This window comes from [Flexibacter] sp. ATCC 35208 (assembly GCF_001975825.1).
In the GTDB taxonomy this organism is placed as follows: domain Bacteria; phylum Bacteroidota; class Bacteroidia; order Chitinophagales; family Chitinophagaceae; genus Chitinophaga.
Genome location: NZ_MTKN01000028.1, coordinates 66,740 through 78,891, shown reverse-complemented (window position 1 = coordinate 78,891; position 12,152 = coordinate 66,740). Strand labels below are relative to the sequence as shown.

The following is a 12,152-nucleotide window of genomic DNA, read 5'->3' as shown; positions in this document are numbered from 1 at the left end:
TGATTTCGCTGGATAGTATCCGTGCCCGTTAAAGCAAATTATCAATCCGGTTGCATACATCTAAATTGTGCGACCAGATAGATAAATCATTTTCATCTTTTACATCATTTTATGTTTGATACATTTATCAAGCGGCCCGTGTTGTCGCTAGTCATCTCATTAATCATAGTCCTGCTGGGCCTACTGGCACTATTCTCTCTGCCAGTCACCCAATTTCCCGACATCGTTCCTCCATCCGTTACCGTTACCGCCAAGTACACGGGTGCGAATGCCGAAGTATGTGCCAAAGCCGTGGCCACTCCATTGGAAAGAGCCATCAATGGTGTACCGGGTATGACCTACATGTCGTCTGTATCCAGCAATACTGGTGTCACACTGATCTCCGTTTCTTTCGCCGTTGGTACAGATCCGGACCAGGCCGCAGTAAACGTACAGAACCGTGTGGCCACCATCCTCGATGAATTACCTGAAGAGGTCATCAAAGCCGGTGTGAGTACGGAAAAAGAAGTGAACAGTATGCTGCTTTACCTCAACATCACGAGTGAAGACAGCACCCTCAATGAAAAATTCATTTACAACTTTGCAGACATCAACGTATTGCAGGAGTTAAAACGTATCGATGGCGTTGGCTTTGCGGAGATCATGGGCGCTAAGGAATACGCCATGCGCGTATGGCTGAAACCCGATCGTATGTTGGCTTACAACGTTAGTGCCGACGAAGTGGTGGAAGCCATCCGTAAACAAAACATCGAAGCAGCCCCCGGTAAAACAGGGGAAGCCGCTGACAATGATCCACAGGTATTACAATACATCTTACGCTATACCGGAAAATTCTTTGAACCTGGACAATATGAAAATATCATCATCCGCGCCAATGCCGACGGCTCTGTATTAAAGCTGAAAGAAGTGGCGGACGTAGAATTCGGCGCACTCAGTTATGGCATGGTATCCAAAACAGATGGTAAGCCTTCTGCATCTATCATGCTCAAACAACGCCCCGGTTCCAATGCACAGGATGTAATTGCGAATGTAAAAAGCCGTATGGCTGAACTGAAGGAAACCTCTTTCCCACCGGGCATGACGTACAACTTCAACTACGACGTATCCCGTTTTCTGGATGCCTCTATCCATGAAGTATTACGTACACTGGTAGAAGCATTCATCTTAGTATTCATCGTGGTATTCCTCTTTATACAGGACTTCCGCTCTACCCTCATACCTGCACTGGCAGTGCCGGTAGCGTTGATCGGTACATTGGCATTTATGCAAATGATGGGTTTCTCTATCAACCTGCTCACCCTGTTTGCATTAGTGCTTGCCATTGGTATAGTGGTCGATAATGCCATTGTGGTGGTGGAAGCTGTGCATGTAAAAATGCATGATCAGCACATGGCTCCCATGCAAGCCACACTGGCGGCAATGCGGGAAATAAGCGGGGCACTGGTGGCGATTACATTGGTCATGTCTGCCGTATTTATCCCTGTGGCATTCCTCTCAGGCCCTGTGGGCGTGTTCTACAGACAGTTCTCCCTCACCATGGCAATTGCAATTGTGATTTCGGGTATCAATGCCGTAACCCTCACGCCTGCTCTGTGTGCGATTATGCTCAAAAATCACCATGCAGCGGGCAAGCCCCGTACATGGCTACAAAAGTTCTTCGATAAATTTAACTATCGTTATAATAAGACAGAAAAGAAATACCAGCACCTGGTTGGATATATTGCAGGCAGGCGCATGATCACAATCGGGATGCTGGCATTCTTTTTCATTGCTACCTGGGGCATGAGCGCGATTCTGCCCGGAGGCTTTATTCCTGCTGAAGACCAGGGGATGATCTATGTGAACGTCACGACGCCTGCAGGTGCCACTGTATCCAGAACGGAGGCTGTGCTGGATGAAGTACAGAAAGTAGCAGCAAATCTGAAAGAAACAGAATCGGTATCTACACTGGCGGGGTATAGCCTGGTGAGTGAAGTAGCGGGTGCCAGCTATGGCATGGGTATGGTGAACCTGAAACCATGGGAAGAAAGAAACCGGTCTGTGAAAGAGATCATTGCACAATTAGAGAAAGATACCCGCAACATTAATGATGCAAGTATTGAGTTCTTCCCTCCTCCTACCGTACCGGGTTTTGGTAACTCGAGTGGTTTTGAACTGCGTGTGCTGGACAAGAGTGGTAGTGGAGACTTAAGACAAACAGCGGATGTAACGACAGCATTCATCAACGCATTGAAAGAAAGGAAAGAAATCGGAAGTGCATTTACCAGCTTTGACCCTGACTTTCCACAATATATGATTCATGTGGACCAGGCCATGGCAGCGAAGAAGGGCGTGAGTATAGATAATGCCATGAGCACGTTGCAGACATTGCTGGGCAGTTATTATGCCTCTAACTTTATACGTTTCGGCCAGATGTATAAGGTGATGGTACAGGCATCGCCCCGCTATAGAACCAAGCCGGAAGATATCCTGCATTTGTATGTCAAGAATGATAAAGGCGAGATGGTGCCTTATTCCAACTTTGTAAGCCTGGAAAGAGTGTATGGACCAGAGCAGCTCACACGTTATAATATGTATACAGCGGCGATGGTGAATGGAGATGCGGCGCCGGGATATAGTAGTGGTGATGCTATCAAAGCTATTGAAGAAGTGGCGAAGCAGAAACTGCCACGTGGATTTAGTTTTGAGTGGAGTGGGATGACGAGAGAACAGATCCTTTCTGGTAATCAGGCGGTGTACATTTTTGCGATTGTATTGTTGTTTGTGTATTTGTTGCTGGCAGCACAGTATGAGAGTTTCTTACTGCCATTGCCGGTGATATTATCACTACCGGCGGGGATCTTCGGGGCTTTCCTTACGTTGAAACTGGCGGGATTGGAGAATAATATTTATGCGCAGGTGGCATTGGTGATGCTGGTTGGTTTGTTGGGTAAGAATGCGATATTGATAGTGGAGTTTGCGATCCTGAAACATAAGCAGGGTGCTTCGATATTGGAGAGTGCGAAGGAAGGTGCGGTGTCTCGTTTGCGTCCGATTTTGATGACTTCGTTTGCCTTTATTGCGGGGTTGATCCCTTTGTGTGTTGCGAATGGTGCAGGTGCGATGGGGAATAGGTCGATTGGTACAGCGGCAGCTGGGGGAATGTTGATAGGAACGGTATTCGGTGTGGTGGTGATTCCGGGGTTGTATGTGCTGTTTGCAGGGATAGCGGAGAAGAGGAGGAAGCCACATATGGTGAAGGCGCATCATGTGGTGACGGTGTTGGTGTTAGGGGTGTTGTTGAGTAGTTGTTATACGCCGAAGGCAGTGGAGTATCCTGAGGTGCCTGCGGTACCTGGGGTGCATGCGAGACCTACGGTGCCTGCGATGCCTGGGGGGCATGCGATGCCTGCGGAGCATGAGGTGCCTGGGGAGCATGCGAGACCTGCGGAGCATGAGGTGCCTGCGGGGCTTGTAACAAATGTATCAGCTAAAACAAAGGATACAACAGCTACTACCCCACTTACTTACCAACAGTTTTTTGCAGACCCATATCTCAGGCAATTACTGGATACTGCCTTACATAATAATACAGATATACAGTTAGCGCTGCAGCGGGTGGAAATGACAAAGGCACAGTTGCTGGTAGCCAGCAAGGCATGGTTGCCGGCTGTGAATGCGGCTGTAGATGCAGGTGTAGAAAGATATGGTGATTATACCATGAATGGCGTGGGTAACTATGATACCAACCTTTCACAGAATATAGACAATAATCAAAAGATACCGAATCCTACGCCGAATTACTTTATTGGGTTGAAGAGTGCGTGGGAAATAGATCTGTGGGGGAAGTTAAAGAATGGTAAGAAAGCAGCACAGCAGCGGATGCTGGCGAGTGAGCAGGGGAAACGACTGGTGACCACGCAGTTGATTGCAAATGTAGCGGGGATGTATTACCAGCTATTGGCACTGGATAATGAGCGAACTGTATTGCAACGCAACATTGCCTTGCAGCAATCAGCGCTGTCGACAGTACGTATTCAGCAAGAAGCGGGAAGAGCGACATTGCTGGCAGTGCAACAATTTCATGCGCAGTTGTTGAATACACAGAGTTTGATGATGGGGATTCAGCAACAAACGACAAGGTTGGAGAATCAGTTGAATGCGTTGCTGGGTCGGTTTCCGCAGGCGATACCGAGAGATACTTCTTTGCTGACAGCCCCATTGCCTCCTTATGCGAGTGCAGGCATGCCGGCGACATTGTTATCTCATCGTCCGGATATTCAGCAGGCAGCGCTGGAATTGGGTGCAGCGAAAGCGGATGTGGCAGCGGCGAAGGCGGCGTTTTTGCCATCGCTGAATATCAATCCCTATGTAGGATTTAATAGTTTCAGGGCGAATTTATTATTTAATACGGGGTCAGTGGCTTATGGGTTGTTAGGAGGTGTGACGGCGCCGATATTTAATAAGAAGCAGCTGGCGGCACAGTACCAGGTGAATTCGGCAACGGCATTAAGTGCGTTTTATAATTACAGACAAAGAGTGATAGATGGGTACCAGGAAGTGATGACGGCGTTGAGCCAGTTGCATAATGGCCAGGAGGCATTCAGGCTGAAAGAAGCAGAAGTGACGATGTTGAAGGATGGGGTATCGACAGCGAATGACCTGTATATGACGGGGTATGCGAACTATCTGGAGGTGATTACAGCGCAGAAAAGTGTGTTGGAGGCAGAGTTGGCGCTGGCGAATAACAGGAAGGAGTTGTTTTTGGGAACGATTGAATTGTATAGGGCGTTGGGAGGAATGTAAGGAGAAGAAAGGAATTGCCTTGGGGAACGATTGAGTTGTATAAGGCTCACGAAGGAATGTAAGGAGAAGAAAGGAATTGCCTTGGGGACGATTGAGTTGTATAAGGCTCACGAAGGAATGTAAGAACCAGATAACGAAATAAAGAATCATTATTTATTACCTAACAGGTCGTTTAAAAACCAGGCTTGTCTTTTTAATGTAGCAGTAGTAGTATAAGTTAGAGGATTGATGAAGTGCAGCCCTCATTTGCAAATGCAAGTGGGGGCTGTTTATTTTTTTCCAACTCATTACATCATTTTAATATACATTTATACCAGCTGCGGCGCGATTTTTGAGGTAGTCCCCGTGGCCAGTAATTTATGGAAGAATGATATTAATCGTCGATGATAAGCCAGAAAATATTCTATCACTTAGAAAGACATTAGAATTACACGATCTGGAAGTGGATACCGCTTTATCAGGAGAGGAAGCACTCAAGAAGATCCTTAAGAACAACTATGCACTCATCATTCTCGATGTACAGATGCCTAGTATGGATGGCTTTGAGGTAGCTGAAACCATTTCCGGATATAGTAAAGCAAGGGACGTACCTATCCTGTTCCTGTCTGCTGTCAATAAGGATAAAAAATTCATTGCCAAGGGCTATGCTTCTGGAGGGTTGGATTACATAACCAAACCAGTAGACCCTGATATATTTCTGCTTAAAGTAAAGACTTTCATTAAATTATATGAACAGAACCGTCAGTTGCAGGCCATGCATGAAAACCTTCGTCAGGAGGTAGAAGTGCGTAAACAGGCACAGGCGGCATTGAATGCAAAGGTACAGGAGCAGCATTCCATCCTTGAGTCCCTCCCCCAGGTAGCCTTTACCGCCAGGGGGGATGGAAATGTGGAATATGCGAACCGGCATTGGTTCTATTATTCCCCATCCCTGGATGATTTCCCCGCTACCTACGACCAGGATCACCAGGAACAAAAGGTTTGGGAGAATGCGATCCTGGCAGGCCAACCTATTGAAAAAGAAGTGTACCTGCATAACCGGCTCACCCATCATTACAGATGTCATTTACTCAGGGCCATTCCCATTGACGAAGATGGACGAATTGTAAAATGGGTAGGTACATTTACCGATATCGCCCATCAGAAACAAGCGAATGAGATCCTGGAACAAAGGGTGGAGGAGCGTACACATGAACTGCAGGAAATGAACCAGGCACTGGAAGCAAGTAACTATGAGTTACAGCAGTTTGCCAGTGTGGCTTCGCACGATTTGAAAGAGCCGCTCAGGAAGATCCAGTTATTTGGAACGATCCTCCGCGACAGGCATTTGGGTACCAACCCGGATGCCATCCAGTATATGGAAAGGATTGTGAGTTCTTCTGAAAGGATGAGCAAATTGATAAGTGATCTATTAAAATACTCCAGGTTATCAGCAGACAATACTTTTGAGCCGGTCAATCTGAATGGATTGATCAATGAGATCTTAGCAGACCTGGAATTGTCAGTTAGAGATGCCGATGCGGAGATCGTGGTAGAAGAATTACCAGTGTTGGAAGCAATACCAGGGCAGATCCGGCAGGCATTACAGAATATAATTAGTAATGCACTGAAATTCAGAAGGCCCGGGGTACGGGCATTGATCACCATCAAGTCGGAAATTGTAGGGGAGAAAGAATTAGAAAGTAGTGTGCAGGAAGCCGGGAATTTTTGCAGGATTGTGGTGAGTGATAATGGGATTGGATTTGATGAAAAGTACTTACCAAAGATATTTACGCTGTTTCAGCGATTGCATAGTGCGGATGCGTATGAGGGTACTGGTATTGGGTTGAGTATTGCAAAGAAAGTGATTGAGAAGCACCAGGGGATTATCAGTGCACAAAGTAAAGAGGATGAGGGAACGAGATTTATTATGGTGTTGCCGCTGAAACAATCGAATTAAAAAAGAACGTTTTTCAAGCTGGCCGCATGCCATGCAGCTCAAAAAAACGGGGCTGCCTAAAACGTAAAATGAAGGCGCTGAGAATCGCGTAAAAGCCATTTCGTCTCCATCACACCTGCCTGAGAGGGGGTACCCTTTTTAGCCTTGTTTTATTCAGGTACCTAATGGAGATAAGTAGTCCTTTATGCAATTCTGAAGAGGGTTATTTATTTTTGATAGATCCTGTTTTTTTCTGCATTTAAAGAGCTGTTGTATTTAAAGTGCCGTTGCATTTAATGAGACTTTGCATTTTTCTGAATTTAAAGTGCCGTTGCATTTAGAGACCCGTTGCATTTAAAGAGACATTACCCACTCCACCATATCGCGCTGGCGCAACACCCTATCCACCTTCACCACTCCCATCGCATACTTAGGCATAAACGACACCTCTGCCTCCGCCGGATCCTGCACCGCCACTACCGCTCCCATCGCCTTCGCCATCTGCAACCCCTCTCCACCATCCGTATTCGCTCCTGATAATAATAAACACGCTAAGCGCTCCTTTATGACCTCCGCAGCTGAAATAAATGTCACATCTATACTCGGCCTGCTATAATTTACCTTCTCAGAATAATCCAACGTAATCGTACCATCCGGCTCTATCAATAAATGGTAATCCGACGGCACTACATACACCATTCCCGCTGTCAGCAAATCCTTCTCCTCCGCTTCCTTCACAGGCAAGATACTCCTTGCCGCCAGCAAATCAGACAATAACGAATCGTTATCGCTCTTGCGGTGCAATACAATAATAATCGCCAGCTTACAAGCCGGATCTAACAACGGTAATAATTGTAACAATACCTCCAGACTACCTGCGGACCCTCCTATCACTAATGTTCGGGGAATCGAAACTGTCATGTAGCTATTTTTCTCCAGATTTTTTCTTTCTGTGCCAATGGTTTGAACAACGGCGCGACGGTTGTAAACCGCAATGTTTCCTTCGCACCCAGCGCCATAAAGCCCAGCGGCTCAAGGCTCTCACTAAACAGGTGCAATACCTTGTCCTGCAATTCCTTGTTAAAATAAATCAACACATTGCGGCAGATTATCAGTTGAAATTCATTAAAAGAACGATCTGTCACTAAATTGTGCGCTGAAAAAACGATCTTCTCACTCAGACTCTCTGAAAATTTTGCGTACGCATAATTTGCTGCATAATACTGAGAAAAATCATGTTGTCCGCCAGACTGCTGATAATTCTGTGAATACTGCTGCATATAGGCTAAAGGGAAAATCCCCTTGCGGGCTTTCTCCAACACACTCTCGTTGATATCGGTCGCATAAATAACTGACTTGTGTAACAGGTTCATCTCCTTTAATAAGATCGCCATGGAATACACCTCTTCACCAGTAGAACACCCTGCATGCCAGATCCTGATAAACGGATATGTGGCCAAAACCGGCAGCACCTGTTTGCGCAATGCCTGAAAAAACGCAGGATCCCGAAACATCTCCGTTACATTGACCGTGATCTGCTCCATCAGGTAGGTGAGGTAAGTACTGTCCATTCTCACTCTATAGCGAAATTCAGCAAAACTGGGAAACCTGTCATTTGTATATACTCTTTGTAACCTCCGCTTGACAGAAGCGAAAGAGTAATCCGTAAAGTCGTACCCATATTGTTCCAACAAGTCGTTCAACAATATATTTACTTCCTCATCCGTCAAATGGTGTACATTCTCCTTCATTATCGATTCATTATTCTTTTATTCCCGTGTGTAATTTCGTAAAGTTTTCCGGCATTTGTGTAGTGTCTGTCAGACAATGAATTTCCCAATGTGAGAAAGTTCTTCATCATATTCCGCCACAACCTATAATATATTCACCTCAAACCACATATGAAATACTCATCAAAATCCAACTTACTGAGTATTCCGTAAGTATTTGGGAGAAGTATCTTTATAACCTAACTATTGCCAACATGAGTTTATCCTTAAACAGAGGAGCGCTAAGCGCTACCGTATTGTCAGCAGCATTAGCTATTTGCGCTTTTAAGCCTGCACCTTGCGACAACAATGGAGGTCTTCTCCATGCGATTTCTTCGCCGACTGACAAAACTGTTCTAACGTACAATGCAGACAAAAGTATTGCCAAACTGGTAACTACTCATGCAATGGGGGACGATCAGTACACAGATGTGCGTATCCCGGTTTATCAATCCGGCAAACTTGTAAAAACAATGAGTACAGCCGATGAAAGTCAGGCTCCTACCCTGTTCTCTTCCTTCGGCTACGATAGCAAGGGTCGTATTGACAAGATCAGTTATTATGAAGAAAACCAGGTATCTGGCTACGATTCACTGGTGTATGACACCAAGGGGCAGTTGGCCGCGAGGTATTTCTTCGTGATACCAGCTGGGAAACAAACATTTGAAAATCACTATTGTCAGTTGTACACCTGGGATCAGAAAGGCAACATTATCCAACAGGAAAACATGGGTCGGGTTGCAAACAATGTTGCATTTGCATTGAGTTCTACAGTTGCATTCCAGTATGATGACAAGCTGAATTCACAGAAGAGCATTCCGGGGTTTGGTTATATCACTGACCTGAATGCGGTAAATCTTTCTGCTAATAACATCGTCTCTGAGGTGATTACAACGGCGAATGGAGCGAATGCGATTTCTAAAAGTTACGCATATAATTACAATAGTAAGCAGTATCCTGCACAGATAACGGCTAAGAATAGTGGTACCAATGAGGAAGTGGTGACTGAACTGACATGGGAATAATGGGAATGTTTTTCCAGTAAACAGTCAAGGTTTCCTGTAAAATGTGAATGGTTCCTTTATAAACTGTAAATATTTGCGGTAATCGGTCAATGGTTACAGTAAACCGTGAAGGGTTCCTTTGTAAACTGTAAATGTTTGCGGTAATCGGTCAATGGTTACAGTAAACCGTGAAGGGTTCCTTTGTAAACAGTCAATGTTTGCGGTAATCGGTCAATGCTTACAGTAAACCGTGAATGGTTCCTTTACAAACTGTAAATGTTTGCTATAATCGGTCAATGCTTCCAGTAAACCGTGAATGGTTCCTTTACAAACTGTCAATGTTTCCAATATAACGAAAGGGTGTCTCAAATGAATGAGACACCCTTTTGTAATTAAAGCATTTATAAATGTTCCATTAATCCTTTTTTGCATTTATCTCCTTCAACCATGCATACAATTTACCACCGCTTCCTGCAATCCACACAATATCTCCTGCCTGCAACACTGTGAGTGAAGCAGGATTCAACAATCGCTGTCCTTTTCGCTCTATCCCCAGCACAATTCCACTGGTCCGCTCCCTGATCCCTGCTTCCCGAATCGTCTTTCCTTCCAGCGCAGATCTTTCTGCCACCAAAAACTGCTTCAGTGCAATCGGATCTCCATCATTCACCGGTACAGCTATCGCAGCATTCGACGGTTCAAGGTAATGATTGAACTTCTGCAATTGTTCGTCTGTGCCTATAGCCGTGACCACATCCCCCGGAAACAATCTCGCATTTTTATCAGGTGCGTACATCTTCATTCCACTTCTATTGATCAATGCGATATTGATTCCATAATTTTCCCTCAGTCGCAACTCCTCCAGTGTCTGACCCACTACCGGCGAAAGTGGTTTGATCTCAGACACAGCCAAATGCGCATCCCAGGGAGCCAACACCGACTTATTGATATTCCCCACTTTCGTATCTCTTGCATTGAAGTTGGTAAAGAACCGCTCTTCGATCGTGGTATAAAAATCTCCGATCTTATGGCGCAATACGAAAATCAATACAATCATAATCGCCGTCACCGCCAATGCTACTGAGTAAGAGAAGAACCGGTCGATAAAGAAACCCACCAGGAACACCGCCACCACAATACGTGCAATACGCAACAGCATCAGTGGACCTCTATACTTTTTCTGTTCCCATATGCGATTCGATTCCGCACTGCTGATCCTTCTGAAACCCAATGCCCACAAAAAAGGCATGAGCAGGAAGAGGGTAACGACTGCACTTGCAATACGCCCCCAGTTGTACTTACCCGACATTGGTAGCAGGTAGTAGGAGGATAATAATATAATAGCCAGCAGGACGACCGTACAAATAACGATGTTTGTAAAGTAACTCTTCAACAATACCTTCCAGTCACTCACAACCGAGATGGTTTGTGCCGCGGCACTGTACCGGTTGATGGCCGTCCTCCAGCGATGCGGCAACATATCTGACAGTTTTTCATAAACAGGGCCGGATAGTTTGATCATATATGGAGTCGTGAAGGTAGTCACTGCCGATACCGCCACAGCTACCGGGTACAGGAATTCACTTGTTACATTGAGCGTGAGACCGAGTTGGGCGATGATAAACGAGAACTCCCCGATCTGTGCAAGACTCATCCCTGCCTGTACGGAGGTCTTCAAAGGCTGGCCGGATAAAAGTGCGCCTAACCCGGTACTCAATGTCTTACCTATCAGTGTTACGACGGTGATGATGAGTACAGGTACGGCATATTTTACCAGCATAGAAGGGTCGATCAACATGCCTACAGAAACAAAGAAGACGGCACCGAACAATTCCTTTACAGGTTTTACAAGGTGTTCGATCTTTTCCGCCTGGGTCGTTTCGGCTAAGATAGAGCCCATGATGAAAGCGCCCAGGGCAGGAGAAAAACCCACCTGGGTAGCCAGCACCACCATGAGCAGACATAAGCCAACGGACGTAACCAGCAGGGTTTCTTCGTTCATGATCTTCTTCGTCATGCGTAGCAGACTGGGTATAAAGAAGATCCCTGCCACAAACCAGGCGATGAGGAAGAAAACGAGTTTGACTACGGAGATCAGCATTTCTCCGCCTTCGAACTGTCGGCTTACGGCAAGGGTCGATAATAACACCAGCAGTACGATGGCGACCAGGTCTTCAACGACGAGGATACCGAATACGAGGCCGGCGAATTTCAGGCCTTTCACGCCCAATTCTTCGAAGGCCCTTATAATAATAGTAGTAGAAGATATAGATATGATACCCCCCAGGAAGATGCTGTCCATCGCGTTCCATCCCATTATCTGCCCCAGGAGGTAACCGAGGGCGAGCATGAAAATGACTTCTACGATGGCGGTAATGGAGGCGGCCCCACCTACTTTAATTAGTTTCTTAAAACTGAATTCGAGGCCGAGGCTGAAGAGTAAAAAGATAACACCTATTTCAGACCATATATGGATATTTTTTTCATCGGAAACGGTTGGAACAAGCGAGACGTGTTGGCCTACCAGCAGGCCTGCTACAATGTACCCCAGTACCAGCGGCTGACGTAGACGCTTGAATATGAGGGTGGTAACAGCTGCTGCTATCAGGATTAATGCCAGGTCTTTAATTAACGGTGCTAAATGAATCATCTGGTCGTATTAGTGGTTAAAATTCC

General features: G+C 45.8%; 6 protein-coding genes. 3 read left to right on the top strand and 3 right to left on the bottom strand.

Going from position 1 to position 12,152, the window contains the following annotated elements; translation table 11 throughout:
- The first annotated feature begins 111 nt into the window (after positions 1-111).
- Entirely contained in the window at positions 112-4,785 is a 4,674-nt protein-coding gene (locus tag BW716_RS18470; protein ID WP_083724661.1) for an efflux RND transporter permease subunit, read from the top strand.
- Positions 4,786-5,152: 367 nt separating this feature from the next.
- Positions 5,153-6,724 (top strand): ATP-binding protein, encoded by a 1,572-nt coding sequence (locus tag BW716_RS18465; protein ID WP_083724659.1) that lies wholly within the window; start codon positions 5,153-5,155, stop codon positions 6,722-6,724.
- A 333-nt stretch (positions 6,725-7,057) separates the two neighbouring features.
- On the opposite strand, the gene BW716_RS18460 is transcribed toward BW716_RS18465, so the two are convergent.
- Complete coding sequence (locus BW716_RS18460; RefSeq protein WP_083724657.1) at positions 7,058-7,624, bottom strand: chemotaxis protein CheB; 567 nt, start codon at positions 7,622-7,624, stop codon at positions 7,058-7,060.
- Entirely contained in the window at positions 7,621-8,454 is an 834-nt protein-coding gene (locus BW716_RS18455; protein WP_083724655.1) for a protein-glutamate O-methyltransferase CheR, read from the bottom strand. The genes BW716_RS18460 and BW716_RS18455 overlap by 4 nt, the downstream gene beginning before the upstream one ends.
- A gap of 233 nt (positions 8,455-8,687) precedes the next feature.
- Here BW716_RS18455 and BW716_RS18450 point away from each other — a divergent pair, with 233 nt between their 5' ends.
- Positions 8,688-9,497: a hypothetical protein gene (locus BW716_RS18450; RefSeq protein ID WP_143708898.1), complete on the top strand. Its 810-nt coding sequence runs from the start codon at positions 8,688-8,690 to the stop codon at positions 9,495-9,497.
- 394 nt (positions 9,498-9,891) lie between these two features.
- Here the strand turns inward: BW716_RS18450 and BW716_RS18445 are convergent, their stop codons facing one another.
- Entirely contained in the window at positions 9,892-12,126 is a 2,235-nt protein-coding gene (locus tag BW716_RS18445; RefSeq protein ID WP_083724651.1) for a cation:proton antiporter, read from the bottom strand.
- Positions 12,127-12,152 lie beyond the last annotated feature (26 nt).